This is a genomic window from Pseudomonas sp. TNT2022 ID642, from assembly GCF_028656995.1.
GTDB lineage: Bacteria > Pseudomonadota > Gammaproteobacteria > Pseudomonadales > Pseudomonadaceae > Aquipseudomonas.
This window is the reverse complement of record NZ_JAMDGW010000015.1, coordinates 241610-266860: the sequence shown is the minus strand read 5'-3', so window position 1 is coordinate 266860 and position 25251 is coordinate 241610. Positions and strand designations below refer to the sequence as shown.

The window sequence follows — 25251 nt, the reverse complement described above, 5'->3', positions numbered from 1 at the left end:
GTGGAACTCATCAAAAAAATATCCTGTAGAGCGCGACCGTTACGCCGGCGCAGAAATAACCGGCGATTAGCACGTACGGTATAAGCATGATCCAGGCGAAGGACATGTAAGCATCCGAAAACGGCCCGGCGATCAGACTGCACAGGCCATAAATCACCCATGGCACGCCGTAAAAAAGCACGAATTTCAAAGGTGCCATCCAAACCATCCGCACTGCTTGTTGCTCGGTTCGACGCTTGGCGCCACGCGACATCCACAGCGAAAACCCCAACAGCCCGGGAATGCCCCACCACAAAGGGTACTGCCAATAGGTCAGGGCTGAGTCGTGCGTCGAATAAGCGCCAGTCCACAGGTCATAGGAAGAAATCGCCAGCACTGCCAACGTTGGCCACCACAAGGCCCCCATGAAAAAACCCAATTGCGCGCGACTGAGCACGTTCTGTGGCGCCGTCATGCTGGAGGCAACGAGGCGTAGTAACCGCCGCTAATTTCGATGGCAACCAGCGAAATCAGGACCATGAACATCAACGCCCGATGCAGCCATGACTGACGCAGGCGCTTGCTGATCGCCGTGACAATCAGCAGAAAACTCAAGATCGCGATGCCGCCGAACAGATCGCTGTCGGCGATGAAGGCCAGGTACATGCGCATCTCGTCAGACACAGCAATCATGGGCAAAACACTCCGTCCTTGAGGGTCCAGCTGCGCTGCAAGCCATCGCTCTCACGTTTGACGGAGTGCAAGGCCTGGCGCATTTCATCGGCAGTGACCAGACGCGTGCGCTCAGGCCCTTTGATGCTGAGCGAATAGCGGGAGCTGACTTGCCCATCGCCGTCTTCACCGTACGACCGGTAGCTGGCCACGCTGACGCGCTCGCCCGGTGCAACCATTTGCGGCTCGATCGGCGGCAGCCAGTTGGTCGAATTCTGTGATTGCACTTGCAGCGGTACGCCGCAGCTGTTGACCAGATAAATGTCGTTCATATAAACCAGCTGCGTCGTGCAGCCCGTCAACAACAGGCCGGCCAGGGCCGCCAGCGACATCATGCAAGCGAGAAACTTCATTGGACGAGCCCTCCTTTGCTCGGGGTAATCGGCACGTACGAATCGATGAAGAGGTATTCGCTGTCCGCACCGCCGACACGATTCATCGTCAACGGCTTGCCGTCAGGGGTAGCGAAGCGCGTCCAGCCTTCGGTGACCAGATTGCCGCCCTCTGCACGCACCTGGACGAAATAGTCCGGCGGTGTCGAGCGGGTGATCTCGATGAAGTAGCCACCGTCCTCCGCACCGCGCCATACCGCATCGGGGTACGCGGGCAATACCGGCTTCGCATTATCACGACTCGACCCGACCCAGAACATCACGGCGGCGATGACGGCCAACGCACCGATCAGGCTCAGCAGATGATTGAGCCATTTCCATACCCGCAGCCACGCGATCATGGTGTGCACCATGTGCGCACGTCGCGCTTGTCGAAGCCCGCACACTGATTGTTTTTGGCGATCAGGCGGTAAGCGGTTTCAGGGGTGTAGGTGAAGGAGTAGTAATTTACCCGATCCTCACCGTAGAGCCAGTAAGACGAGGAACCTTGGTTGATTTCGTAAGGTTCAAAGGTCCAGATCGACGACTGCGCCGGGATGAAGTTGCTCCGCTCCATCAGCAACATCACGGCGTTGGAAACCAACGGAGTGGCAAACATCGCCAGCGCCAATAGCAGCGCCGTCAGCCCGAGAAAAAGTCGGCGCTTGGCGAAGGCGAGCAACATGTTCAAACGGGTCATCAGGCGCATTGCTGTACCCCGCCGTCGTCGTGACCTTGAGTGTCGCGATACAACACGGCCGAATCATTGGCCTTTGTGGCATTCGCGTAAATCCCCAGCGCCAGCAAAACGGTGCATACGCACACGCCGATCAACGCCGTGATCAGCAGCAGAAGCGGCGTTGCCCGACGGCTGTGGATCGCTGGCGATTTCACCTGCGCCTGCCCGCGCAAGCGCGCGTAGGCCTTGTCGATGGCACCGGTCAGCAAAATGGCGGCAATCGTCAGGCCACCCGTGAGTGCGCAATACGCCAGGCCGCGGACGGGATACTGCGGCAGCATGTAAAACAAAATCGCCAGCATCATGAAAATCACCAGGCCAAACTGGAGGGCCTGGCGCCGGATGAAGACCAGAATCAAATTCACAGCAACGAAAAAGTAGAAAATCAGGTACATCGCCATGCCGATGGCGACGCCGCGCGAAGTCAGCCCGCCGACCAGCTGTTTGTAGGCAGCCACGGCATAGCCGTTCATGAGGATATAAATCACGCAGGCCAACGCATGCACGGCCGTACCGATGACTCGACGGCTATTCATGCGCAACCCCGGCCATGGCTTTATCGGCACGCAGAATCTGCGTTTGCTGAAGGTGTGCGAGGCGACCGGATCGGGTCATGCCACCCCCTCCTGCACAGGACTGGCAGGCAACGTGCGCCGCGTCAGCAAGCGGTTTTGCCAACGCAGTTCAATGACCTGCGTGAGCAAAATCGCCAGCAACGTGACGCCACCTTGGGCCACGGTGTAGAACAGCGCACGCAACGGGTTGTGGGGCACCATCATGAACAAAATCCAGGTAACCATCAGCGCGAGCAAACCGAGCTTGGCCCACAGGCTGGGGAGAACGGCGGCCAATACATTCACCCCGAAAAAAATATAAATGAACGTGTAATGCGCGATACCGATGCCCACGCCACGCGTGGTAAAGCCGCCATTGAAGGCTTTATAGGCATCGACCACAGCGTCGTTCAGGAACGTGTATGCAACACATCCTGCGACGTGGAAAACCAGGCACATGGCAACGCGGACGTAGGTGTTCATGCTGGTTTCATATCCCCGACCCAAGTACCCCTGCATAACTGAGATCTCGCTATCGGCACTCTGGAATAATCCAGCCGTCATAACCTGATACAGTCGGGTAAATTGCGCGACCACCCACCCATCGAGATTGCTCGTCCGTCGTAAATTCATTCTTCCAAAGTAGCCATTCCGACGACCTCAAAAGTTTTCCATCCTTACTGTAAACCCTGAAGAAGGCTTCGCTTGTGAAGATCTTTGCGATTGCACCCGGGGTACCCAACTTCGAATATTGGGGAATATATGAGTTGATATAACAAGTTTCTGGCTCATTCCATGTCGTGGAATAAAGTTTCGCCAGAGCGGCAGCTTCAGTTTTCAGATAGAGCCAAGCAGCTATCACTCCCCCAAACAATGCAAGCAGCACCCATAACGACAATGATTTCTTACTCACGATCACATTGACCCCGAGCGAAATTTGTACTCTTCAAAATCAAGAGGCCCCAAATGCACAATAAACGACGTCTCATACAACTTAACCGTTGTAAAACTGATCATGTCCCCGCCTTTTTTATACTTGTTGCGAAACTCATTGAAGTGGTCGTTGGTGATCCGGCAATAATCGACACCTTCGTTTTTGATCACCGCAGGCTTTCCTACAAAGTAGTCGTAAACGTTTGGACGCAGGACACCCTCATCAGCCCAATAACCTAACAGCTGATCACCGTCATCATTCAGAAAGTCGTAGGTATCTCTTCCATAAAAACCTAGCTCCATGATTTCGATCGCTTGAAACCCATTGTCATCGACAATAGTTCTGAACCTGGTGGCGGCCACCTTTACCAAAAAATTCCCAAACGCACCGTAGACGTCATCCAATGCATCGAGTGCTTTTTCTTGAGTCGTGGAACCGACACGAATCAAATTGAATTGGGACAATTCCTCTAGTTCTATCGCTGTCTTATCACCGAAGTCGCAAAATGCATCTTTTAGTTTCCCAGCTTTAACGTCCAGTAGCCCAAGGCGTCTAAGCCGCGTCATCATGACGACCAAGCCATTCGATAGTTGATCAAGCAAGCCCTTGGACTTCCCAACGCTACTATTAAACTCAGTCGATGCCGCCAATTCACTTAAAAACTGATCAACTTTTGGTTTTACGCGATCCGATGCCGTGAACAACCAGTCAAACGGAATATCCGTGATGAGATTTTTTTTATCGAGTGTGCTGGCAGGTAGTTTACCTTGCTTGTGTTGCTGAGACAGCTCGAAAGCCTCGCCGTCAAACCACTGGCGCATCACACGTGCCGCAACTTTCCATCCCATTCTATTCATGACATCAGGAATAGATGATATCGGGAAAGTTTTGGCCGATGCCTTTTTGCCTTCTTTGTCTTTCGCTTGAGTCAACAGTTCTGCTGAAGGATTTGTCATAAATACCTCAGGAAATTGACACGGAGATTTCATCATCGAACAACAGCTCGACACTTTCGGCAATGGCCGAGCCGATCACTGCGGTTTTCCCCGATGCATCAGTAACGCCGGTTATTTCTTTTCCTGATTGAGTTCTAAGGGTATAGGCGCGCCCCACTACGGGCGCCCCCGTCTTAGTGTCTTGCACAACATAGTGCTGGGTGAACGGCCACTGAATCTCCACCGGCAACGGCGGCACAAACGGCGCGGGCGAATGCGAATTCCCGATAATCACCGTCGAAGACCCAGCCGTAACCTTGTTGCCGTGGGAGCCCACGGAATCAACAGTGACAGCAGACTTGCCGTTGATTTTCACCGTTGTGGCCAAACCGCCGACCATCGCACCACCACACGCAGAGGCATCACCTTCACGGGCGGCCGCGAGGCCGTCGAAGAACACGTCGCCGGAACCGGCGGCGATCGGGTTTGTACCGTGGCCAGGAAGTGGGCAAGCGGTGGGGTCGGATACGCGTGCTGCTGGTTTGCCAGACATCGGGGATCTCCTTAGGTGACCTTCACTTGTCCGCTGCCATCCAGGCGCGCGGAAAAACTGACCTGACGCTTGAACCCTTCAACTTCCAGCAGGCCTTCGATGCTGAAGGCCAGGCGAAGCTGATCGTGGTCACGCGGCAGGGAAATGACACGCACATTGCTCAGGCGCGGCTCGTAGGCTTCGATGAAGTTTTCGATGGCCAGACGGGCCTGACTCAGGGAGTCGTGCAGGCTCAGGCGCATGTCATTGAGATCGGGCAACCCGTAGTCGGCCAGCGTTTGCACGCTGCCGGCCCGGGTGCTGAGCATTTTGGCCAGATGGGCAGCCACTGACGCCATGGCACAAGCCTCAAGGCTGTTGCCCTTGCGTAGTTGCGCTTCGCCGTTGAGGCGTTCGAACAGGCTGCCGTATCCGTCCATGAGTCGCTCTTACTCTTTGTCCAGCTTGCCAACCAGCGACAGGGTGAAATCGGCACCCATGTACTTGAAGTGCGGACGCACGTTCAAGCTCACGCGGTACCAGCCCGGCTCGCCTTCAACGTCGCTGACGATCACTTGCGCAGCGCGCAGCGGACGACGGCCACGGACTTCGGCGCTCGGGTTTTCCTGGTCGGCAACGTACTGACGGATCCACTTGTTCAGTTCCAGCTCGAGATCGGTACGCTCTTTCCACGAACCGAGTTGCTCGCGCTGCAGCACTTTCAAGTAGTGAGCCAGGCGGTTGACGATCATCATGTACGGCAGTTGGGTGCCGAGCTTGTAGTTCAGCTCTGCCGCCTTGCCTTCTGCGCTGATGCCGAAGAACTTCGGCTTCTGCACCGAGCTTGCGGAGAAGAACGCCGCGTTGTCGGAGCCTTTACGCATAGTCAGGGAGATGAAGCCTTCCTCGGCCAGTTCGTATTCACGACGGTCGGAAACCAGAACCTCGGTAGGAATCTTGGTTTCGATTTCGCCCATGCTTTCGAAATGGTGCAACGGCAGGTCTTCAACCGCGCCACCGCTCTGCGGGCCGATGATGTTCGGGCACCAGCGGAATTTGGCGAAGCTGTCGGTCAGCTTGGTGCCGAACGCGTAAGCAGTGTTGCCCCACAGGTAGTGCTCGTGGCTGTTGGCAACGGTTTCCTTGTACACGAACGATTTGACCGGGTTTTCTTCCGGATCGTACGGGTTACGCAGCAGGAAACGCGGCACGGTCAGGCCAACATAGCGGGAGTCTTCCGAAGTACGGAAGCTCTGCCATTTGGCGAATTGCGGGCCTTCGAAGTGGTCTTTCAGATCTTTCAGATCCGGCAGGCCAGTGAAGCTTTCCAGACCGAAGAATTTCGGGCCGGCAGCAGCGATGAACGGCGCGTGGGACATGCACGAAACGCTGGCCACGTACTGCATCAGCTTCACGTCTGGCGAACTTGGCGACATGTAGTAGTTAGCGATGATCGCGCCCACAGGCTGACCACCGAACTGGCCGTATTCAGCGGTGTAGATGTGCTTGTACAGGCCCGACTGCATGACTTCCGGCGAATCTTCGAAATCGTCCAGCAGGTCTTCTTTGGAGACGTTGAGGATTTCGATCTTGATGTTTTCGCGGAAGTTGGTGCGATCGACCAGCAACTGCAGACCACGCCACGACGATTCCAGCGCCTGGAAGTCCGGGTGGTGCAGGATTTCGTCCATCTGACGGCTGAGCTTGGCATCGATCTCGGCGATCATGCGGTCAACCATGGCCTTCTTGACCGGCTCACCGTTGTTCTGCGGCTTGAGCAGTTCTTCGATGAACGCCGACACACCGCGCTTGGCGATGTCGTAGGCTTCGTCGTCCGGAGTCAGACGGGTTTCGGCGATGATGCTGTCGAGAATGCTGTACTCGCCGTTGCCGGCGCTCTTCTCTTGTGCTGCGCTAGTGCTCATTGTGTTGGCTTCCTTGGCTGGAGTCTCAGGCGTCCGGGGCTGCGGCGTTCAGGCCCAGCTCACCGAGTACGCGACCGCGGGATTCGTCGTCGGCGAGCACGCCTTCGATCGCTTTACGGAACGCAGGTGCGTTACCCAGCGGGCCTTTGAGGGCCACCAGCGCATCGCGCAGTTCCATCAGTTTTTTCAGCTCAGGCACTTGCTCGACCAGGCTGGCCGGGTTGAAGTCCTTCATCGAATTGACGCGCAGTTGCACAGCCAGCTCGTCGGCCTCGCCATCTTCCTGCAGACGGTTCGGCACGCTCAGCGTCAGACCCAGTTCTTGCTTGGCCAACACTTCGTCGAAGGTCATCTTGTCGATGCTGATCGGCTTGCGATCTTCGATTTTGCGATCGTCCTTGCGGTGGGTGTAGTCACCGATTGCCAGCAGCTTCAGCGGCAGTTCAATCTCTTCCTGAGCACCGCCGGTGGCGGGTTTGAAGGTGACGTTGATGCGTTCCTTGGGGGCTACCGAGCCTTCTTTGGCCATGGCTTTTCTCCTTGCGGTTGTGGCCCTGGGGCCTATTCGAGTACCACTTCGAGGTCGAGGTGGCACAGCCTGCGATAAATCTCTTCCTTGCGTTCACGTACGGCATGGTTCTGCGGCAACAACTCGCAGCAGCTATGCAGTAGATGCAGCACTTCCAATGCAAGATCGGGCTCCCAGGCGTGCAGGCCTGAGTCCTGTAATGTCTGATCGAGGGTTTCCAGCTGGTTCTTGGCCAGTTCGTATTTCTTGGCCATGAAGCACAGTCGCGCGAGGGCGAACTGCCAGAAGAAGCGTTCGCGACCGCCGTGGGCCGACTGCAAGCCTTGCTTGAGCGTCTGCACGGCAGGCTTCAGGCCTTCCTTGCGCAGCAGCGGCAGAACTTCTTCGAGGGCCTTTTCCCAAGCCGGCTGGGTTTCGACGTTTTCGCTTTCGACCTTACGCGGCGCGCTGGCGCTTTGCAGGTGCGGCATGACGTTGGCGGCGATCCACGCCCGGGTGGACGGATCGGCAAACGGCGCGCCGTCATGGAAACGCAACTCGACAATACCGGGCAGCCGTTGAACCAAAAGCGCGAAGTGGATTTCCACTTCGCGCATTGCCAACTCGGCGTTGAGGTTCTGGAGACATTCCCAGACCATCCTCTGGCCATCGAACCAGAACGGCGCCTTCGCCAGGCTCGCCTCCAGTTCCACCAGCAGGTCGGCGTATTTGCCCTGATCGAAACGGTCCTGGTAGAGCTTGAGCTTTTCCAGCGGCAGGCCGCGCAACACGGTGATTTGCTCGGCGTTGCGCTCAGGCACCGCGTCGATGGTCATCCACAGCAGCGTGCGGTTCAGGCGCAGGGCGCGCAGGTCGGTGGCTTTCTGCTTGAGCCACCAGGCGCACAATGGACGGGCGCTTTCCTGCTGGGCACGCAGGGCTTTGTGCGCCTCGCGCTCGTTGTCGATCGGCGCGCCGGGGGTGAGCAACTGGCTGGCGGCCTGCTTGACCTGCGCCACCGCCGCGCCCACCACACCGGGGGCCGGCTGGTTGTCGGCCGCGCGCTGGATCATGGTTTTCAGGCGACGGGAGATCGGCAGCAACAGCGGCGAATCATCGCCCAAGTGCTCGGCACACGCGGCTTCAAGGCCGGACAGGTGCTCGGAGAGCTGCCGGAACATCGGCAACTGCTCTTTGATCGCAATGTTTTCGGTGATGACCTGCTCGAGACGCGGCACCAGCCAGCCAATGGCGGCGGCACGGGTGCGGGCTTTGAGCGGATGAACGTCGGCCCAGTTGTTTTCCGACAGATGGTGCAGCAGACCGAGACCGGCCAGCAGCCCGGGGAAAGATTCGCGCTGGTACAGCGACCACGTCAGCCAGGCGCCGACACGCAGATCCTTGGATTGGGTACGCAGCAGATTTTCGCTGTTTTCGCGAATTTTCAGCCAGTCGATCTGCCCGCTTTCATGCATCGACGAGGCTTTGGCCAGCTCACTTTCCAGCGCCTCGAATTCGCTCGAAAAACGAACGTCTTCGCCCGCGAAATTCTCTTTGGAAACAGAGACTTTAGCGAGTTCGAGGTAATGGGCGGAAAGTTTGCTTGAGTAGGACATCCATGGCCTTTATTAAGGATTACAGTCAGGCGCCTATTGGAGTTACCGCGGCGCGGGACAGTATCGAAGAGCGGTGAAGCGACTCATCCAATTGAGATGTGCTCTTTCAAGTGGGCGCATCGTAATCACTATGATGGCCACTAGCAAGCATCTGATTAAACAACAAGACGAACTGTTCTTTGTTTGTTGTAGGAGGTTTCCCTATATTCAGTCAGGGAATCCCCGATGCTCTGTTTATATTCGCATACCCTTACAAACTACCGGGAAAGCTTGATTTAGAGCGATCGTTCCAACTGCCGTCGATCACCGGAAGCCGGGGCTGGCGAGATTGGCGCGGAGCATGACGGGTTTTGAAAAAATCGGATGTAGGATGATTCCGAAATACTTTGGTGTTGTTTCAACAAATCACAGCGAGACAACCAACAAGACAGAAAGTGCCATCAATATGATGGCTTTTATATATAGAGTAATGCTTTAACTGTGAGGCTGATCGATAGCCAACAAATGCAATCAGTTACTCGGCCTTTATTAAGGCTGCACACCAGAATAAAACGGCAGGCATAAAAAATGGGCACCCGACCGCAATCGGTGTGCCCATTTTTCTACACGGTTCTCCCCGTTATTCGAGGAGTTCGCCGCAATTAAGGATTAACGCTGTCTTTCAACGATTTGCCTGGCTTGAACGCAACGGTGTTGCTGGCCTTGATTTTGACCGGTTCGCCGGTTTGCGGGTTTTTGCCGGTGCGGGCGCCGCGGTGGCGTTGCAGGAAGGTGCCGAAGCCGACCAGCGTCACGCTGTCCTTGCGGTGCAGAGCGCCGGTGATTTCTTCGAGAACGGCGTTGAGTACGCGATTGGCCTGCTCTTTGGTCAGATCTGCTTTTTCAGCGATTGCAGCGGCGAGTTCTGGTTTACGCATTAGTGAAGCCCCTTTGACGGTTTTTTGTTGTTATGTCCGTGCTGTCCTCGTTGGAACAGCGCCCAAGGCGCCGCAGGCTCTACTCTGCGGCAGACGGGAGTGAGAATGGCACGCGGATACCGGCGGCGCCAGTCTCCCCGCGACCTTTGTAGGGGCAAAAGCGGGGTGATTCCGACAGAACGACCGGTATTTACGCCAGCAGGGCCGGAAGCTGTTTGTTCAGGGCGAGTTTTTCCATCACGGCTGCACCGGTCAGCGCATAACCGAGCAATTGGCCGTCGGCGCTGTGACACAGGGCTTTGATGTCGGCGCCCTGCCCTTCGACCGTCCAGACGCCTTCGCTGCCCCGTGGCGGTGGCGATACGACCAGCGGACACACCGGGGTTTTCACAGTGATCGGCATCGGGCCGTAGCTGACGGCGGTCGGGTTACCGGCGAGGGTTTGTGCCAGTGCTCGCGCACAGCTCATGAGGGGCATTACGTACAACAGATTCAGCCCGTCGACCTCGGCGCAGTCGCCCAAGGCGTAGATATTGGCGTGGGAGGTTTTCAGGTGCCGGTCGACCACGACGCCGCGATTGACCTGTACGCCAGCGGCCGCCGCCAGATCGATGCGCGGACGCAGGCCAATGGCCGAGACCACCACATCGCATGGGATGACCTGGCCGTCGGACAGATGCGCTTCGAGACCGTCGGCGACTGTCTGCAATCGGGTCAGTACCGGGCCGAGATGAAATTTCGCACCGAGGCTTTCCAGCCCGGCCTGCACGGCTGCCGCAGCCGCCGGGTGCAGCAGCATCGGCATGACTTGTTCACAGGGTGCAACCAGTTGCACTTCGTAGCCGCCGAGGATCAGGTCGTTGGCGAATTCGCAGCCAATCAGACCGGCGCCCAGCAGCAAGACGCGGCGCTTACCGGCCGCTGCCGCACGGAAACGTGCATAGTCTTCGAGATCATTGATCGGGAACACCAGATCCGCGCCATCGCCTTCGATAGGCACACGCACGGTTTCTGCGCCCCAGGCAAGGATCAGATCGCGGTAATAAACCGCTTCTTCGCCGATCCACAGGCGTTTGTGGCCGGCATCGATGCCGCTGATGCGCGTATGAGTGCGCACCTCGGCCTTCAACTGCTCGGCCATCGCGCCCGGTTCAGCCATGCTCAGGCCGTCGGCGTCCTTGTTCTTGCCGAACCCGGTGGAGAGCATCGGTTTGGAGTAAGAGCGGCCGTCATCAGCCGTAATCAACAGCAACGGGGTTTCGCTATCGAGTTTGCGAAACTCGCGGGCCAGGTTGTAGCCCGCAAGGCCAGTGCCAATGATGACGACAGGTGCGCTCATGCCTTACTCCTTTGATTTGCTTAGTTGATTTCGATCATTTCGAAGTCCATTTTGCCGACGCCGCAGTCCGGGCACAGCCAGTCTGCCGGTACGTCTTCCCAACGGGTGCCCGGCGCAATGCCGTCATCCGGCCAGCCATCGGCTTCGTTGTAGATCAGGCCACAGACGATGCATTGCCACTTTTTCATTCAGATACTTCCTCAGGGTTCAGGCTGGGTGCTGGCGCGGACGGTCGATGGGTGTTGCGCTGCCATCCGGCTCAGGGCGTTTTGTACTGATGGTGCCGGGCAGATGCAAGCCTGTTCGGCGCAACGGCGACCCGGATCAATCAATATCGCAGTTCGCCATGGTAAGCTCGCCGCCTCATTTGCGGCCAATAATGACTCATTGTGCAACATTCAAATGCCTGCCCGACCCCGCTCTGGCTGACCCAAAGCCGACTGACGCCCCTCCCCGATTCGTTGACCCTCGACTGGTTGTTCGACGAAGGCTCCCTCACCCGCCGACTGACCCGGTTGTCCAATGACGGCTTCAGCGTCACGCCGCTGTTTGAAGGCTGGGACACCTTGCGCGCTGACGAATGTGCGGCGCTGGATCTGGCTGAGGGCAGCGAAGGCTGGGTACGCGAGGTGTATTTGCGCGGTCACGGCGAGGCTTGGGTGTTCGCCCGTAGCGTCGCATCGCGCGCCGCTTTGCAGGGTGACGGCTTGCACATGGACGAACTGGGCAGCCGCTCGCTGGGCGAATTGCTGTTTTGCGATCAGGCGTTCCAGCGCCGCGCCCTCGAAGTTTGCCACTACCCTGAACAATGGCTGCCGCCAGCCGCCAAAGCGCCAGAATTGTGGGGCCGGCGTTCGCGCTTCGACCGTGGCGCGCTGAGCGTCCTGGTTGCGGAAATCTTCCTGCCGAGTCTGTGGAACGCCGCCCGCGCCCATCCGGAGAACTGCTGATGTATCAGAGCCTGCTCAAGTCGCTGAATCGCTTGAACCCGCGTGCCTGGGATTTCATTCAGTTGACGCGGATGGACAAGCCGATCGGCATTTACCTGCTGTTGTGGCCGACCCTGTGGGCGCTGTGGATTGCCGGCAAAGGCTCGCCGTCGCTGGCCAATATCGTGATTTTTGTCCTCGGCGTGGTGCTGACCCGCGCCGGCGGTTGCGTGATCAACGACTGGGCGGATCGCAAGGTCGACGGCCACGTCAAACGCACCGCGCAACGGCCATTGGCTGCGGGCAGAATCAGTTCGAAAGAAGCGCTGGTGTTCTTTGCGCTGTTGATGGGTGTGAGTTTTCTGCTGGTGCTGTGCACCAACGCACCGACCATTTGGTTGTCGCTGGGCGGTTTGGCGCTGGCGTTCACTTATCCGTTCATGAAGCGCTACACCTATTACCCGCAAGTGGTGCTGGGCGCGGCGTTCTCGTGGGGCATGCCGATGGCGTTCACCGCCGAGACCGGCGAGCTGCCGGCAGCGGCGTGGCTGCTGTGGATTGCCAATCTGCTGTGGACGGTGGGTTACGACACCTATTACGCGATGACCGACCGCGATGACGACTTGAAGATTGGCGTGAAGTCGACGGCGATTCTGTTTGGTGAGGCGGATCGGGTGATCATCCTGAGTTTGCAGGCACTGTCGCTGGGCTGCCTGTTGCTGGCGGGGTCGAAATTCGAGTTGGGGGTATGGTTCCATCTCGGCTTGCTGGCGGCTGCGGGCTGTTATGCGTGGGAGTTCTGGTACACCCGTGATCGCGACCGCATGCGTTGTTTCAAGGCGTTTTTGCACAACCACTGGGCCGGGTTGGCGATTTTCGTCGGGATCGTGCTGGATTACGCATTGCGCTGAAAACTCACAACTGTGGGAGCGAGCCTGCTCGCGAAGGCGTCGTGTCAGTCAACCATTGCGTTAACTGACACACCGCTTTCGCGAGCAGGCTCGCTCCCACAGGGGATTTGCGTTTACTTGGCCTTGGCAACTTTCCAGGCGCCGTCCATTTTGCCGTCACCGGTCATGTCACCGGCCTTCTTGTCCATCACGAAGGTGTAGAGCGGCATGCCTTGATAGGCCCATTGCATTGAGCCGTCGTCGCGTTTGATGACAGTCCAGTCACCCATCGACTTGTCACCCGCGGTCGCCATCAACGGCGGCCAGTTGGTTGCGCATTTGTCGTTGCACATCGACTTGCCGCCCGAGTCCTTGGCGAAGGTATACAGGGTCATGCCCTTGTGATCGGTGTACATGCCGTCCTTCTCCATCGCTGGCTCGGCAGCCATGGCAAATCCAGGCAGAGTCAGGGCGGCAGCCATCAGCAGTGCTTTGAAAGAAACAGTCATTTGAGTCATGGAAACCTTCTTTTGTGGTTGTCAGGATTCGGACTTAGAGCTTAGTTGAGGATTTGCACAATCGCTGCCGGACTAAAATACTGTCACACGACTGCAATAATTCCGTTATCTAATGCGGCGCAAGACAGTTAAATGACAAGAGGATTAAGGCATGGTTGGCAGGAGCATTCTGATCGTCGACGACGAAGCGCCCATTCGCGAAATGATCGCCGTTGCGTTGGAAATGGCCGGCTATGACTGCCTCGAGGCAGAGAACTCGCAGCAGGCGCACGCCATCATCGTCGACCGCAAGCCGGACCTGATCCTGCTCGACTGGATGCTGCCCGGCACCTCCGGTATCGAACTGGCCCGTCGTCTGAAGCGTGACGAGCTGACCGGGGACATCCCGATCATCATGCTCACCGCCAAGGGCGAAGAGGACAACAAGATCCAGGGTCTGGAAGTCGGCGCCGACGACTACATCACCAAACCGTTTTCCCCGCGCGAACTGGTCGCCCGCCTGAAAGCCGTGCTGCGCCGCGCCGGCCCGACCGACGGTGAAGCGCCGATCGAAGTCGGTGGCTTGCTGCTCGACCCGATCAGCCACCGCGTGACCATCGACGGCAAACCGGCCGAGATGGGCCCGACCGAATACCGTTTGCTGCAATTCTTCATGACCCACCAGGAACGCGCCTACACCCGTGGCCAGTTGCTGGATCAGGTCTGGGGCGGCAACGTCTATGTTGAAGAGCGTACCGTCGACGTGCACATCCGCCGCCTGCGCAAGGCCCTCGGCGACGCCTACGAAAATCTGGTACAAACCGTGCGCGGCACCGGCTACCGGTTTTCCACCAAGGCATAAAAAAGCAGCTGCAAGCTTCTAGCTATAAGCGGCAAGTAAAAGCCGATCCGCTTTAGCTTGAAGCTTGTGGCTTGAAACTCGAAGCTGCGTTAAGGACGCTCCGTGAATCAAAACTGGCATGGCACCCTGATTCGCCACATGCTGCTGCTGGTCACCGCCTGCCTGGTGATCGGTCTGATCACCGGCTATTACGGCTGGAGCCTCGCGGCGGGTCTGGGGATTTATCTGGGCTGGACGCTCAAGCAATTGCTGCGGCTGCACGAGTGGCTGCGCCAGCATCAACCCGATGAAGCACCGCCCGATGGCTATGGCCTGTGGGGTGAAGTGTTCGACAGCATCTACCACCTGCAGCGCCGCGACCAACGTGTGCGCGGACGCCTGCAAGCGGTGATCGACCGGGTTCAGGAATCCACCGCTGCACTGAAAGACGCGGTGATCATGCTCGACAGCGACGGCAACCTGGAATGGTGGAACCGTGCTGCCGAAACCCTGCTCGGTCTCAAGACCCCGCAAGACAGTGGCCAACCGGTGACCAACCTGGTGCGCCATCCGCGCTTCAAGGAATACTTCGAGCAGGACAGCTACGCCGAGCCGCTGGAAATCCCCTCGCCGACCAATGATCGCGTGCGCATTCAGCTGTACCTGACCCGCTATGGCAACAACGAACACCTGATGCTGGTGCGCGACGTCACGCGCATCCATCAGTTGGAACAGATGCGCAAAGACTTCATCGCCAACGTCTCTCACGAGTTGCGCACACCACTGACAGTGATCTGCGGCTATCTGGAAACCCTGCTCGACAACGTCGAAGAAGTGAATCCGCGCTGGAGCCGCGCCCTGCAGCAGATGCAGCAACAGGGCGGACGCATGCAGACCCTGCTCAACGATTTGTTGCTGCTGGCGAAACTGGAAGCCACCGATTACCCGTCGGACAACCAGCCAGTGCAGATCGACACCCTGCTGCAATCGATCAAGAGTGATGCGCAGCAATTGTCCGGATCGAAAAACCAGCGCATAACGCTGGAAGCCGACGCCGGCCTGTTGCTCAAGGGCAGCGAGGCGGAATTGCGCAGCGCGTTTTCCAATCTGGTGTTCAACGCAGTCAAGTACACCCCGGCCGAGGGCAACATCCGCATTCGCTGGTGGGGCGACGATCAGGGCGCACACCTGAGCGTGCAGGATTCCGGGATCGGCATCGACAGCAAACACCTGCCGCGCCTGACTGAACGTTTCTACCGCGTCGACTCCAGCCGCAACTCCAACACCGGCGGCACCGGGCTCGGCCTGGCCATCGTCAAACACGTGTTGCTGCGCCACCGCGCACGCATGGAGATCAGCAGCGTGCCCGGTCACGGCAGCACGTTCACCTGCCATTTCGCCCCGGCTCAGGTGGCTCAGGCGCGGGCGATCAGCGCCGCCGAGTAAGACCGACCGGCACTCGCCACTAGGCAATCGCCAAGTCAGCCGCTACATTGGCTGACTTGTGCCTGCCTTTCAGGCGCGACTTTTCTCTCTCTTGAATCAAACGGAACCCGCAAAACTCCATCATGGACCCTTCCCCTGGCTTGTCCCTCGCAACGATATTCGCCGATTTCGGCATGATCCTTTTTGCTCTGATCCTGGTTTTGCTCAACGGCTTTTTCGTTGCGGCCGAATTCGCCATGGTCAAACTGCGCTCGACCCGGGTCGAGGCCATCGCTGATCAGAACGGCTGGCGCGGGCACATCCTGCGCACCGTACACAGCCAGCTCGATGCGTACCTCTCGGCCTGTCAGCTCGGTATCACTCTCGCCTCGCTTGGCCTCGGCTGGGTCGGTGAGCCGGCGTTCGCACACATCCTCGAACCGCTGCTGAGCGCGGTCGGCGTGCAGTCGCCGGAAATCGTCAAAGGTGTGTCGTTCTTCACAGCGTTCTTCATCATTTCGTACCTGCACATCGTGGTCGGCGAACTGGCTCCGAAGTCGTGGGCGATCCGCAAACCCGAGCTGCTGTCGCTGTGGACGGCCGTGCCGCTGTACCTGTTCTACTGGGCGATGTACCCGGCGATCTACCTGCTCAACGCCAGCGCCAACGCGATTCTGCGTATCGCAGGGCAAGGCGAACCCGGCCCGCACCACGAACACCATTACAGCCGCGAAGAACTGAAACTGATCCTGCACTCCAGCCGTGGTCAGGATCCGAGCGATCAGGGCATGCGTGTTCTGGCGTCTGCGGTGGAAATGGGCGAACTGGAAGTGGTCGACTGGGCCAACTCCCGCGAAGACCTGATCACGCTGGAATTCAACGCGCCGCTGAAAGAAATTCTGGCGATGTTCCGTCGCCACAAGTTCAGCCGTTATCCGGTGTACGACAGCGAACGCCAGGAGTTCGTCGGCCTGCTGCACATCAAGGATCTGCTGCTGGAACTGGCGGCGCTGGACCACATTCCCGAGTCGTTCAACCTGGCTGAGCTGACCCGTCCGCTGGAGCGCGTGTCGCGCCATATGCCGCTGTCGCAGTTGCTGGAGCAGTTCCGCAAGGGCGGCTCGCACTTCGCCGTGGTCGAGGAGGCTGACGGCAACATCATCGGCTACCTGACCATGGAAGACGTGCTTGAGGTGCTGGTCGGCGACATTCAGGACGAACATCGCAAGGCTGAGCGCGGGATTCTCGCCTATCAGCCGGGCAAGTTGCTGGTGCGTGGCGACACGCCGCTGTTCAAGGTGGAACGCCTGCTGGGCATCGACCTCGATCACATCGAAGCGGAAACCCTCGCCGGGCTGGTCTACGAAACCCTGAAACGGGTGCCGGAAGAGGAAGAAGTGCTGGAAGTCGAAGGCCTGCGGATCATCATCAAGAAGATGAAAGGGCCGAAGATTGTGCTGGCGAAGGTGTTGATGCTGGATTGATGGCTGTGCGGGCGGCCGCATGACCCGTTAAAAGATCGCAGCCTGCGGCAGCTCCTACAGGGATTGCATTCCCATGTAGGAGCTGCCGCAGGCTGCGATCTTTTGCTTTTAGAAGCTTACTGCTTGCCCAACGCAAAATTGGGCAACGCCCCCAGCGGCTGGTTGAACTGATACGGAATCGACACCAACCCTGCCCCGGTATTGCGCTGCACCACAAAGTGCAAATGCGGGCCGCTGCTGTTGCCAGTGTTGCCTGACAGCGCCAGCGGACTGCCCACCGTCACCCGCTGCCCTTCGCGCACGCTCACCGAACCTTGTTTGAGGTGCAGGTACACGCCCATCGTGCCGTCATCGTGCAACACCCGCACGAAATTGCCGGACGCATCGTTGCCGCGTCCGCTCTGTGAATTCTCGGTTTTCACCACCACCCCGGCCCGCGCGGCAATGATCGGCGTGCCGACTGGCATGGCGATGTCCATCGCATAGCGGTTCTTCGGGCCGTAGTGGCTGTACTGGCCGTTGGCACCCTGGCTCAAACGAAACGGTCCGCCACGCCATGGCAGTGGATAGCGATAGCCCTGCGCGGTGCCTGTGGGGTCGCCGAGGGAGTAATGGAACTGCGGCGTATACACCAACGGTTTGCCACCGCTAATCGCCGTCAGCAGGGCCAGACGCGTATTGCTGCGCGCGGGCAGCACCCGGCGGATGGTTTGTGCCGGCGCGCCACGCACATTGCTCATCCCGGTAAACGCCAGCGCCACCTCGACCGGCGCATACAGATCATTGCGCACGAACACCACGTCAGTACCTTTCTGTTTTTTGATGTCGAGATAGACCTGCCGCTCGAGGCGCTCGACCATGCGGTCCTGAAAGACGAACACCTGCGAGCCTTTGCTCGGCCGATCGCTGTAGGAGACCACGCCGTTGGCATCGGTGGATTTGTAAATGGTCATGGCCACAGCCGAAGTGGAGGCCATGAAGAGACCACAGAAAAACAGCAGGCGCGCGAGCATGGGCAAGAGTCTGTCGAAAGGAAGGCCTGGAAAAGAGCCTAGCAGGTGAAGCAGACCAGGCTAGTCGACAGATGTTTCAATTTGCCCAGCGCACAAAGCAAAAGATCGCAGCCTTCGGCAGCTCCTACAGGGAAAATGCATTCCAATGTAGGAGCTGCCGAAGGCTGCGATCTTTTCACAGACGCCGATTACGCGCCCGGAACGAAGTGCTTCTGCGCCGTGCCGCGCGCGATCAGGCGGGAGATGTAGTCGAGCTTCTGCGCGTCCTGGTCGACGAAGCGGAAGGTCAGTTGCAGCCATTCGCTGTCCGGTTTCGGCTCAAACGCGACGACGGCGTGCAGATAGCCATTGAGGCGGGCGATTTCGGCGTTGTCGCCCTGCTCCAGATCGAGCACGGCGCTGTCGAGGATCTGCGGCAGGGTGTCGGTGCGCTTCACCACCAACAATGCTTCCTTGATGCTCAAAGCCTTGATCACGCATTGCTGAGTGCCGCTTGGCAGGCGCAATTGGCCCTGGCCACGACCGCTGGCCGGAGCCGACGCGGCGACTGGCGCCTTGACCGGTGGGCTGTTAAGCAAACCACGCGATGGCGCAGCGGCGGGCGCTGGCGCGGCAGCAGCCGGTTTGGCGAACGGATTGACCGCAGCAGCTGCCGGCGCGCCGCCGACCACGGCAGGCTTGCCACCGGTCAAGGCGCTCAGGGAATCGTTGCCGAACGCCGAGTTCATTTTGGTCGGCGCGCTGTTCATCAGGGTGTCGAGCTTGCCGACCTTGTTCAGCGCCTGTTTGACCTTGGTCAGCAGTTGCTCGTTGGTGAACGGCTTGCTGACGTAGCCGGAAACACCGGCCTGAATCGCCTGCACGACGTTTTCCTTGTCGCCACGGCTGGTGACCATGACGAACGGCATCGTCTTGAGGTTGTCTTGCTCGCGGCACCAGGTCAGCAGCTCGAGACCGGACATTTCCGGCATTTCCCAGTCGCACAGAACCAGATCGAACGCTTCCCTGGCCAGCATGGCCTGAGCCTTTTTACCGTTGACGGCATCCTCGGTGCGGATCCCCGGGAAGTAATTACGCAGGCACTTTTTCACCAGGTCACGAATGAACGAAGCATCGTCCACGACCAACACACTGATCTTGCTCATCCAACACCCCTATTAAAATCCCGGCAAGCATAACGCTGGCTGATGGCACATTGCCAAAACTCTTCAGTCACGCCGGGACTTTTCGTTCGCGGGTGCTGCTTTTTAATCGAATCCGCCTATGAAAAGCACAAACAAAAACGCCCGGCCAAAGGGCCGGGCGCTTTTCTCAGGCAATCTTACTTATCGTCAGCATCGCCCGGAACATTAGCGGTTTCGCCGCTTGTCCCTTCAACTTCTTCCTTCATGCGCTTGAGGCCCATGTGGCGCACGTCGGTGCCGCGCACCAGGTAGATGACCAGTTCGGAGATGTTGCGCGCGTGATCGCCGATGCGTTCCAGCGAACGTAGTACCCAAATGATGCTCAAGACCCGCGAGATAGAGCGCGGGTCTTCCATCATGTAGGTGGCCAGCTCGCGCAGTGCAGTCTTGTATTCGCGGTCGATGATCTTGTCGTACTGCGCCACCGACAACGCCAGATCGGCGTCGAAACGGGCGAACGCGTCCAGTGCATCGCGAACCATGTTGCGCACCTGGTCGCCGATGTGGCGAACCTCGACGTAACCGCGCGGCGCTTCGCCTTCTTCGCACAACTGAATCGCGCGGCGGGCGATCTTGGTCGCTTCGTCACCGATGCGCTCCAAGTCGATCACCGACTTGGAGATGCTGATGATCAAACGCAGGTCGGACGCCGCAGGCTGACGACGGGCGAGAATGCGCAGGCATTCTTCGTCGATGTTGCGTTCCATCTGGTTGATCTGGTCGTCGATCTCGCGCACCTGCTGAGCCAGACCTGAGTCGGCCTCGATCAGTGCAGTCACCGCGTCGTTGACCTGCTTCTCGACCAGCCCGCCCATGGCCAGGAGGTGGCTGCGCACTTCCTCAAGCTCAGCGTTGAACTGCGCGGAGATGTGATGGGTAAGGCCTTCTTTACTAATCATGTTGGCGTCCTTGGAGCGTCCGGTAAGGTGCGGTGGGCCGCAGCGTCAATTCTGTGAATAACCCGCAACTGTCAGCCATAACGACCGGTGATGTAGTCTTCGGTCTGCTTCTTCGCCGGATTGGTGAACAGGGTATCGGTGTCGCCGAATTCCACCAGTTTGCCCATGTACATGAACGCCGTGTAGTCGGACACCCTCGCCGCCTGCTGCATGTTGTGGGTCACGATGACGATGGTGAACTTGGACTTCAGCTCGTAGATCAGCTCTTCAACCTTCAGGGTCGAGATCGGGTCGAGGGCCGAGCACGGTTCGTCGAGCAGCAGCACTTCCGGCTCAACCGCGATGGTCCGGGCGATCACCAGACGCTGCTGCTGACCACCGGACAGACCGAGGGCTGACTCGTGCAGACGGTCTTTGACTTCGTCCCACAGTGCCGCGCCTTTCAATGCCCACTCGACCGCTTCGTCGAGGACGCGCTTCTTGTTGATGCCCTGGATACGCAAGCCGTAGACCACGTTTTCGTAAATGGTTTTCGGGAACGGGTTGGGCTTCTGGAACACCATGCCGACGCGGCGACGCAACTCGGCAACGTCTTCGCCTTTGCGATAGATGTTGTTGCCGTACAGGTTGATCGCGCCTTCGACGCGGCAGCCGTCAACCAGATCGTTCATGCGGTTGAAGGTACGCAGCAACGTCGATTTACCGCAACCGGACGGGCCGATGAACGCGGTCACGCGCTGCTTCGGGATGTTCATGCTGACGTCGAACAGTGCTTGTTTCTCGCCGTAGTACAGGCTCAGGCCCGGTACTTCGATGGCCACGGTTTCCTGCGCCAGATTCAGGCTCTGCTTGTCGCGACCCAGGGCAGACATGTTGATGCCGTGGCTATGTGTTTCGTGCTGCATGGGAGGCTCCCTGTGCTAACAAATTCGGTTCGTTGAACCACTGGCCTTGCCAATGGGTTACTGAAAATCTGTGGCTTGCGCCGATCCTTGTGGGAGCTGGCTTGCCAGCGATGGCATCACCGCGGTGTTACTGGCTGACCGAGTCGCTTGCATCGCTGGCAAGCCAGCTCCCACAGGATTTTTGTTAACTGTCCAAAGCTTTGTATTTTTCGCGCAGGTGGTTACGGATATACACCGCCGACAGGTTCAACGTGGCGATGACCAACACCAGCAACAGCGCCGTGGCGTACACCAGCGGACGCGCCGCTTCGACGTTCGGGCTCTGGAAGCCGACGTCATAGATGTGGAAGCCCAAGTGCATGATCTTCTGATCCAGGTGCAGGTACGGGTAGTTGCCGTCCACCGGCAGCGACGGCGCCAGTTTCACCACACCCACCAACATCAGCGGCGCCACTTCACCAGCAGCACGGGCCACGGCGAGAATCATGCCGGTCATCATCGCCGGGCTGGCCATCGGGATCACAATCTTCCACAAGGTTTCAGCCTTGGTCGCGCCGAGGGCCAACGAGCCTTCACGCACAGTACGTGGAATACGCGCCAGACCTTCCTCGGTCGCCACAATCACCACCGGCACCGCCAGCAGCGCCAGCGTCAGCGAGGCCCAGAGCAGGCCCGGTGTACCAAAAGTCGGTGCCGGCAAAGCTTCCGGGAAGAACAAGCGGTCGACCGAACCACCCAGCACGTAAACGAAGAAGCCCAGACCGAATACGCCGTAAACGATCGCAGGTACACCCGCCAGGTTGTTCACCGCAATACGGATGATCCGTGTCAGGGTGTTCTGCTTGGCATATTCACGCAGGTACACCGCCGCCAGTACGCCGAACGGAGTGACGATCATCGCCATGATCAACGTCATCATCACGGTGCCGAAGATCGCCGGGAAAATCCCGCCTTCGGTGTTCGCTTCACGCGGGTCGTCCGAGAGGAATTCCCAGATCTTGCTGAAGTAGAAACCGACTTTGGTGAAGGTGCTCATCGCGTTCGGCTGGTAGGCGTGAACCACTTTGCCCAGACCGATTTCGATCTCTTTGCCGTTGGCATCGCGAGCAGTCAGGGCATCGCGGTTGAACTGCGCATGCAGATCAGCCAGACGCGCTTCGATGTCCTGATAACGCGCATTCAGTTCGGCGCGCTCGGACTCCATGTCTGCTTGCGCGGTGGCGTCGAGCTTGCCTTCCAGCTCCAGTTTGCGACCGTGCAGACGGATGCGCTCCAGACCTGCGTTGATTGCACCGATGTCCGTCTTTTCCAACGACTTGAGCTGTGCAGCGAGACCGTTCACACGGTTGATTCGCGCCTGCAGCTCAGGCCATGCAGCCTCGCCCTCGGCGATGACCTTGCCGTCCTGTTTGACGTTGACCAGGTAGCCGTAGAAGTTGCCCCATTCGCGACGCTCGATCGCCATCAACTCGGGCGGCGTAGTCTGGTTGGTCAGCCACTCGCCGACGATCCAGGTGAAGTCGTTGCCGTTCAGGTCACGGTTGCCGACCTTGATCAGCTCGCGGGTCATGAATTCCGGGCCTTCATCGGGCACCGGCAAACCGGCACTCTTCAGACGGGCGCGGGGCACTTCTTCTTTCTGTACCACTTCGCCGATGACCAGGTGATTGGCCTGGCCCGGTACGTCGTAGTTGGCGTGGACCAGGTCCGCCGGCCAGAAGTGACCCAGACCGCGCACGGCAATCACCGCCAGCAGGCCAATGGTCATGATGACCGCGATGGACACCGCGCCACCGCTGATCCAGACGCCCGGGGCGCCGCTCTTGAACCATCCTTTCAGGGAGTTCTGTTTCACAGACTTCTACCTTTGCTTAAAGCGACGAGTATTTCTTGCGCAGACGCTGACGAATCAGTTCTGCCAGGGTGTTCATGACGAAGGTGAACAACAGCAGCACCAGCGCCGAGAGGAACAGCACGCGGTAGTGGCTGCCGCCGACTTCCGACTCGGGCATTTCCACCGCGACGTTGGCAGCCAGGGTGCGCAGGCCTTCGAACAGGTTCATTTCCATGACCGGGGTGTTACCGGTGGCCATCAGCACGATCATGGTTTCGCCGACCGCGCGACCCATGCCGATCATCAGCGCCGAGAAGATCCCCGGGCTGGCGGTCAGGATCACCACGCGAGTCATGGTCTGCCACGGCGTGGCACCGAGGGCCAGCGAGCCAAGCGTCAGGCCGCGCGGCACACTGAACACGGCGTCTTCAGCGATCGAGTAGATGTTCGGGATCACCGCGAAGCCCATGGCCAGACCGACCACCAGAGCGTTGCGCTGGTCGTAGGTGATGCCGAGGTCGTGGGAGATCCACATGCGCATGTCGCCGCCGAAGAACCAGTTCTCCATGAACGGGCTCATGTACAGCGACAGCCAGCCCACAAACAGAATCACCGGGATCAACAGCGCACTTTCCCAGCCATCCGGGACTCTCAGGCGGATCGATTCAGGCAGGCGGCTGAAGGTGAAACCGGCCACCAGAATGCCGATCGGCAGCAACATCAGCAGGCTGAAGATGCCCGGCAGATGCCCTTCGACATATGGCGCGAGGAACAGGCCGGCGAAGAAACCGAGGATCACCGTCGGCATCGCTTCCATCAGCTCGATCACCGGTTTGACCTTGCGGCGCATGCCCGGGGCCATGAAGTACGCGGTGTAGATCGCAGCGGCGACGGCCAGTGGCGCGGCCAGCAGCATCGCGTAGAACGCGGCTTTCAGGGTGCCGAAAGTCAGTGGCGAGAGGCTCAGTTTCGGTTCGAAATCGGTGTTGGCCGCGGTCGATTGCCAGACGTATTTAGGCTCGTCGTAGTTCTCGTACCAGACCTTGCTCCACAGCGCGCTCCAGGAAACTTCCGGGTGCGGGTTATCGAGCAGCAACGGTTGCAACTTGCCGCCGGCTTCGACGATCACCCGGTTGGCGCGTGGCGACAGGCCGAATACGCCTTGGCCATCGACCACCTGATCGACCAGCAAGGTGCGGTGCGCAGTGCTGTGGAACACGCCGAGCTTGCCGCTGGCATCCAGGGCGAGGAAGCCTTTGCGACGCTCTTCGGCGGTGATTTCAACGATCGGCGTGGTGCCCATCTGGAAAGTGCGGATCTGCTTCAGGCGCAACTCACCATCGGTGTCACGGGCCATAAACCACTGGGCCAGACCACCCTTGGAGTCGCCGACGATCAGCGAGATGCCACCGACCAGTTGCGTGGTCGCGGTGACTTCGGCGTCAGCGTTTTCCAGCAGTTTGTAGCGACCGTTGAGGCTCTTGTCGCGCAGGCTGAAGACGTCGGCCTGGGCACGACCGTTGACCACATACAGCCATTGCTGGCGCGGGTCGACGAAGATGTTTTTCACCGGCTCAGTCATCTGCGGCAGATCGATACGCTTCTGCTCGTTGGTGACTTCACCAGTCATCATGTTTTCTTCGCTGGTCAGCGACAGAACGTTGAGTTGCGAACCGGTCGAACCGACCAGCATCAGGGTCGTGTCGGTGGCATTCAGGCTGACATGCTCCAGCGCACCGCCGGCTTCGTTCAACGCGATTGGCGCCTCGCCGTACGGGTATTCGATGGCCGGGGTGATGGTTTTCTTGCCATCGGGGTAGCTGACTTTATAGGTGTGACGGAACACCAGCGCCTGACCGTTGGACAGGCCCACGGCTACCAGCGGATGGCCCGGCTGGTCTTCACCAATGGAGGTCACGGTGGCGCCGGCAGGCACCGGCAGATCGACGCGCTTCAGTTCAGCGCCACTGTCGATATCAAAGAACAATGCCTGGCCCTTGTCGGAAACGCGCATGGCCACCTGATTCTGCTCTTCGAGCGAAATCATCAGCGGCTTGCCGGCGTCCTGCATCCAGGCCGGGGTGATCGAGTCTTTCGCGGTCAGGTCGGCACCCTGGAACAGCGGCGCAACCACGTAGGCGAGGAAGAAAAAGATCAGGGTAATGGCTGCCAGCACCGCGAGACCGCCAACGAGGACGTACCAGCGGGTGAAGCGATCCTTGAGCGCACGAATGCGGCGCTTGCGTTGCAGCTCAGGCGTATTGAAGTC

At 58.8% G+C, this 25251-nt stretch carries 28 protein-coding genes and 1 pseudogene; 6 read left to right on the top strand and 23 right to left on the bottom strand.

Annotated elements, in window-relative coordinates; all coding sequences use genetic code 11:
- Window positions 1–10 precede the first annotated feature (10 nt).
- The 16 genes from M5G26_RS16365 to M5G26_RS16290 form a co-directional block, all read right to left on the bottom strand.
- Complete coding sequence (locus M5G26_RS16365) at window positions 11–454, bottom strand: hypothetical protein (RefSeq protein ID WP_134176423.1); 444 nt, start codon at window positions 452–454, stop codon at window positions 11–13.
- On the bottom strand, window positions 451–672 hold the full coding sequence (locus M5G26_RS16360; RefSeq protein WP_008078730.1) for a hypothetical protein: 222 nt from the start codon (window positions 670–672) through the stop codon (window positions 451–453). Before M5G26_RS16360 ends, M5G26_RS16365 begins: the two co-directional genes overlap by 4 nt.
- Window positions 669–1064 (bottom strand): hypothetical protein, encoded by a 396-nt coding sequence (locus M5G26_RS16355; RefSeq protein WP_273915958.1) that lies wholly within the window; start codon window positions 1062–1064, stop codon window positions 669–671. The genes M5G26_RS16360 and M5G26_RS16355 overlap by 4 nt, the downstream gene beginning before the upstream one ends.
- Window positions 1061–1444 (bottom strand): hypothetical protein, encoded by a 384-nt coding sequence (locus tag M5G26_RS16350; protein ID WP_134176425.1) that lies wholly within the window; start codon window positions 1442–1444, stop codon window positions 1061–1063. The genes M5G26_RS16355 and M5G26_RS16350 overlap by 4 nt, the downstream gene beginning before the upstream one ends.
- On the bottom strand, window positions 1441–1791 hold the full coding sequence (locus M5G26_RS16345; protein ID WP_134176426.1) for a hypothetical protein: 351 nt from the start codon (window positions 1789–1791) through the stop codon (window positions 1441–1443). The genes M5G26_RS16350 and M5G26_RS16345 overlap by 4 nt, the downstream gene beginning before the upstream one ends.
- Window positions 1782–2357, bottom strand: a complete 576-nt coding sequence (locus M5G26_RS16340; protein ID WP_273915957.1) for a hypothetical protein — start codon at window positions 2355–2357, stop codon at window positions 1782–1784. The genes M5G26_RS16345 and M5G26_RS16340 overlap by 10 nt, the downstream gene beginning before the upstream one ends.
- Before the next feature lie 75 nt (window positions 2358–2432).
- Complete coding sequence (locus M5G26_RS16335; RefSeq protein WP_273915956.1) at window positions 2433–2858, bottom strand: hypothetical protein; 426 nt, start codon at window positions 2856–2858, stop codon at window positions 2433–2435.
- Between the two features lie 432 nt (window positions 2859–3290).
- Entirely contained in the window at window positions 3291–4265 is a 975-nt protein-coding gene (locus tag M5G26_RS16330) for a DUF6402 family protein (RefSeq protein ID WP_273915955.1), read from the bottom strand.
- 7 nt (window positions 4266–4272) lie between these two features.
- Window positions 4273–4797: a PAAR domain-containing protein gene (locus M5G26_RS16325; RefSeq protein WP_134176430.1), complete on the bottom strand. Its 525-nt coding sequence runs from the start codon at window positions 4795–4797 to the stop codon at window positions 4273–4275.
- 11 nt (window positions 4798–4808) lie between these two features.
- A complete protein-coding gene (tssE, locus tag M5G26_RS16320) occupies window positions 4809–5216 on the bottom strand; it encodes a type VI secretion system baseplate subunit TssE (RefSeq protein ID WP_273915954.1) in 408 nt (135 codons plus the stop codon).
- A 9-nt stretch (window positions 5217–5225) separates the two neighbouring features.
- Window positions 5226–6701, bottom strand: a complete 1476-nt coding sequence (gene tssC, locus M5G26_RS16315) for a type VI secretion system contractile sheath large subunit (protein ID WP_007920272.1) — start codon at window positions 6699–6701, stop codon at window positions 5226–5228.
- Window positions 6702–6726: 25 nt separating this feature from the next.
- The gene (gene tssB, locus M5G26_RS16310; RefSeq protein ID WP_003229587.1) at window positions 6727–7230 is read right to left on the bottom strand and encodes a type VI secretion system contractile sheath small subunit; all 504 of its coding nucleotides are present in this window, start codon (window positions 7228–7230) and stop codon (window positions 6727–6729) included.
- 32 nt (window positions 7231–7262) lie between these two features.
- Window positions 7263–8825 (bottom strand): type VI secretion system protein TssA, encoded by a 1563-nt coding sequence (gene tssA, locus M5G26_RS16305; RefSeq protein ID WP_273915953.1) that lies wholly within the window; start codon window positions 8823–8825, stop codon window positions 7263–7265.
- 641 nt (window positions 8826–9466) lie between these two features.
- Window positions 9467–9742: an HU family DNA-binding protein gene (locus M5G26_RS16300; RefSeq protein WP_003213368.1), complete on the bottom strand. Its 276-nt coding sequence runs from the start codon at window positions 9740–9742 to the stop codon at window positions 9467–9469.
- A gap of 190 nt (window positions 9743–9932) precedes the next feature.
- On the bottom strand, window positions 9933–11081 hold the full coding sequence (locus M5G26_RS16295) for an NAD(P)/FAD-dependent oxidoreductase (RefSeq protein WP_273915952.1): 1149 nt from the start codon (window positions 11079–11081) through the stop codon (window positions 9933–9935).
- Window positions 11082–11101: 20 nt separating this feature from the next.
- Window positions 11102–11269: a rubredoxin gene (locus M5G26_RS16290; protein ID WP_003177199.1), complete on the bottom strand. Its 168-nt coding sequence runs from the start codon at window positions 11267–11269 to the stop codon at window positions 11102–11104.
- Between the two features lie 201 nt (window positions 11270–11470).
- Between M5G26_RS16290 and M5G26_RS16285 the strand changes: the two genes are divergently transcribed.
- The 3 genes and pseudogenes from M5G26_RS16285 to M5G26_RS29545 form a co-directional block, all read left to right on the top strand.
- The gene (locus M5G26_RS16285; RefSeq protein ID WP_273915951.1) at window positions 11471–12031 is read left to right on the top strand and encodes a chorismate--pyruvate lyase family protein; all 561 of its coding nucleotides are present in this window, start codon (window positions 11471–11473) and stop codon (window positions 12029–12031) included.
- The gene (gene ubiA / locus M5G26_RS16280) at window positions 12031–12921 is read left to right on the top strand and encodes a 4-hydroxybenzoate octaprenyltransferase (RefSeq protein ID WP_273915950.1); all 891 of its coding nucleotides are present in this window, start codon (window positions 12031–12033) and stop codon (window positions 12919–12921) included. Before M5G26_RS16285 ends, ubiA begins: the two co-directional genes overlap by 1 nt.
- Window positions 12922–12933: 12 nt before the next feature.
- Window positions 12934–13023, top strand: a pseudogene (locus tag M5G26_RS29545) (metal ABC transporter ATP-binding protein); the annotation flags it as partial.
- Between the two features lie 11 nt (window positions 13024–13034).
- On the opposite strand, the gene M5G26_RS16275 reads toward M5G26_RS29545, so the two are convergent.
- A complete protein-coding gene (locus M5G26_RS16275) occupies window positions 13035–13418 on the bottom strand; it encodes a COG4315 family predicted lipoprotein (protein ID WP_273915949.1) in 384 nt (127 codons plus the stop codon).
- 151 nt (window positions 13419–13569) lie between these two features.
- Between M5G26_RS16275 and phoB the strand changes: the two genes are divergently transcribed.
- The 3 genes from phoB to M5G26_RS16260 all read left to right on the top strand — a co-directional run bounded on the left by phoB (window position 13570) and on the right by M5G26_RS16260 (window position 17147).
- On the top strand, window positions 13570–14259 hold the full coding sequence (gene phoB / locus M5G26_RS16270; RefSeq protein ID WP_007896474.1) for a phosphate regulon transcriptional regulator PhoB: 690 nt from the start codon (window positions 13570–13572) through the stop codon (window positions 14257–14259).
- Between the two features lie 138 nt (window positions 14260–14397).
- Window positions 14398–15684, top strand: coding sequence for a phosphate regulon sensor histidine kinase PhoR (gene phoR, locus M5G26_RS16265; RefSeq protein WP_263596728.1), 1287 nt, complete (start codon window positions 14398–14400; stop codon window positions 15682–15684).
- A 122-nt stretch (window positions 15685–15806) separates the two neighbouring features.
- Window positions 15807–17147, top strand: coding sequence for a hemolysin family protein (locus tag M5G26_RS16260; RefSeq protein WP_007920256.1), 1341 nt, complete (start codon window positions 15807–15809; stop codon window positions 17145–17147).
- A 116-nt stretch (window positions 17148–17263) separates the two neighbouring features.
- Here M5G26_RS16260 and M5G26_RS16255 read toward each other — a convergent pair whose 3' ends face one another.
- The 6 genes from M5G26_RS16255 to M5G26_RS16230 all read right to left on the bottom strand — a co-directional run bounded on the left by M5G26_RS16255 (window position 17264) and on the right by M5G26_RS16230 (window position 25053).
- On the bottom strand, window positions 17264–18160 hold the full coding sequence (locus M5G26_RS16255; RefSeq protein WP_273915948.1) for a M23 family metallopeptidase: 897 nt from the start codon (window positions 18158–18160) through the stop codon (window positions 17264–17266).
- Between the two features lie 188 nt (window positions 18161–18348).
- Entirely contained in the window at window positions 18349–19305 is a 957-nt protein-coding gene (locus M5G26_RS16250; protein WP_122604607.1) for a response regulator, read from the bottom strand.
- 176 nt (window positions 19306–19481) lie between these two features.
- Complete coding sequence (phoU, locus tag M5G26_RS16245) at window positions 19482–20243, bottom strand: phosphate signaling complex protein PhoU (protein ID WP_007954334.1); 762 nt, start codon at window positions 20241–20243, stop codon at window positions 19482–19484.
- A 71-nt stretch (window positions 20244–20314) separates the two neighbouring features.
- Window positions 20315–21148: a phosphate ABC transporter ATP-binding protein PstB gene (gene pstB / locus M5G26_RS16240; protein WP_007920249.1), complete on the bottom strand. Its 834-nt coding sequence runs from the start codon at window positions 21146–21148 to the stop codon at window positions 20315–20317.
- Window positions 21149–21332: 184 nt separating this feature from the next.
- Entirely contained in the window at window positions 21333–23003 is a 1671-nt protein-coding gene (pstA, locus tag M5G26_RS16235; protein WP_038359375.1) for a phosphate ABC transporter permease PstA, read from the bottom strand.
- A 16-nt stretch (window positions 23004–23019) separates the two neighbouring features.
- Window positions 23020–25053, bottom strand: a complete 2034-nt coding sequence (locus M5G26_RS16230) for an ABC transporter permease subunit (RefSeq protein WP_273915969.1) — start codon at window positions 25051–25053, stop codon at window positions 23020–23022.
- Window positions 25054–25251: the final 198 nt, after the last annotated feature.

Excerpts from the sequence above, each read along its gene's own strand:
- M5G26_RS16335 (WP_273915956.1), bottom strand. The coding sequence starts at position 2,858 with ATGAACACCTACGTCCGCGTTGCCATGTGCCTGGTTTTCCACGTCGCA.
- M5G26_RS16355 (WP_273915958.1), bottom strand. The coding sequence starts at position 1,064 with ATGAAGTTTCTCGCTTGCATGATGTCGCTGGCGGCCCTGGCCGGCCTG.
- phoB (WP_007896474.1), top strand. The coding sequence starts at position 13,570 with ATGGTTGGCAGGAGCATTCTGATCGTCGACGACGAAGCGCCCATTCGC.
- M5G26_RS16325 (WP_134176430.1), bottom strand. The coding sequence starts at position 4,797 with ATGTCTGGCAAACCAGCAGCACGCGTATCCGACCCCACCGCTTGCCCA.
- tssC (WP_007920272.1), bottom strand. The coding sequence starts at position 6,701 with ATGAGCACTAGCGCAGCACAAGAGAAGAGCGCCGGCAACGGCGAGTAC.
- tssE (WP_273915954.1), bottom strand. The coding sequence starts at position 5,216 with ATGGACGGATACGGCAGCCTGTTCGAACGCCTCAACGGCGAAGCGCAA.
- M5G26_RS16295 (WP_273915952.1), bottom strand. The coding sequence starts at position 11,081 with ATGAGCGCACCTGTCGTCATCATTGGCACTGGCCTTGCGGGCTACAAC.
- M5G26_RS16345 (WP_134176426.1), bottom strand. The coding sequence starts at position 1,791 with ATGCGCCTGATGACCCGTTTGAACATGTTGCTCGCCTTCGCCAAGCGC.
- M5G26_RS16290 (WP_003177199.1), bottom strand. The coding sequence starts at position 11,269 with ATGAAAAAGTGGCAATGCATCGTCTGTGGCCTGATCTACAACGAAGCC.
- M5G26_RS16255 (WP_273915948.1), bottom strand. The coding sequence starts at position 18,160 with ATGCTCGCGCGCCTGCTGTTTTTCTGTGGTCTCTTCATGGCCTCCACT.
- pstB (WP_007920249.1), bottom strand. The coding sequence starts at position 21,148 with ATGCAGCACGAAACACATAGCCACGGCATCAACATGTCTGCCCTGGGT.
- M5G26_RS16340 (WP_273915957.1), bottom strand. The coding sequence starts at position 2,357 with ATGAATAGCCGTCGAGTCATCGGTACGGCCGTGCATGCGTTGGCCTGC.
- tssB (WP_003229587.1), bottom strand. The coding sequence starts at position 7,230 with ATGGCCAAAGAAGGCTCGGTAGCCCCCAAGGAACGCATCAACGTCACC.
- tssA (WP_273915953.1), bottom strand. The coding sequence starts at position 8,825 with ATGTCCTACTCAAGCAAACTTTCCGCCCATTACCTCGAACTCGCTAAA.
- phoR (WP_263596728.1), top strand. The coding sequence starts at position 14,398 with ATGCTGCTGCTGGTCACCGCCTGCCTGGTGATCGGTCTGATCACCGGC.
- M5G26_RS16230 (WP_273915969.1), bottom strand. The coding sequence starts at position 25,053 with ATGCAGGACGCCGGCAAGCCGCTGATGATTTCGCTCGAAGAGCAGAAT.
- M5G26_RS16300 (WP_003213368.1), bottom strand. The coding sequence starts at position 9,742 with ATGCGTAAACCAGAACTCGCCGCTGCAATCGCTGAAAAAGCAGATCTG.
- M5G26_RS16365 (WP_134176423.1), bottom strand. The coding sequence starts at position 454 with ATGACGGCGCCACAGAACGTGCTCAGTCGCGCGCAATTGGGTTTTTTC.
- M5G26_RS16330 (WP_273915955.1), bottom strand. The coding sequence starts at position 4,265 with ATGACAAATCCTTCAGCAGAACTGTTGACTCAAGCGAAAGACAAAGAA.
- M5G26_RS16250 (WP_122604607.1), bottom strand. The coding sequence starts at position 19,305 with ATGAGCAAGATCAGTGTGTTGGTCGTGGACGATGCTTCGTTCATTCGT.
- M5G26_RS16260 (WP_007920256.1), top strand. The coding sequence starts at position 15,807 with ATGGACCCTTCCCCTGGCTTGTCCCTCGCAACGATATTCGCCGATTTC.
- M5G26_RS16360 (WP_008078730.1), bottom strand. The coding sequence starts at position 672 with ATGATTGCTGTGTCTGACGAGATGCGCATGTACCTGGCCTTCATCGCC.
- phoU (WP_007954334.1), bottom strand. The coding sequence starts at position 20,243 with ATGATTAGTAAAGAAGGCCTTACCCATCACATCTCCGCGCAGTTCAAC.
- M5G26_RS16275 (WP_273915949.1), bottom strand. The coding sequence starts at position 13,418 with ATGACTCAAATGACTGTTTCTTTCAAAGCACTGCTGATGGCTGCCGCC.
- M5G26_RS16350 (WP_134176425.1), bottom strand. The coding sequence starts at position 1,444 with ATGATCGCGTGGCTGCGGGTATGGAAATGGCTCAATCATCTGCTGAGC.
- ubiA (WP_273915950.1), top strand. The coding sequence starts at position 12,031 with ATGTATCAGAGCCTGCTCAAGTCGCTGAATCGCTTGAACCCGCGTGCC.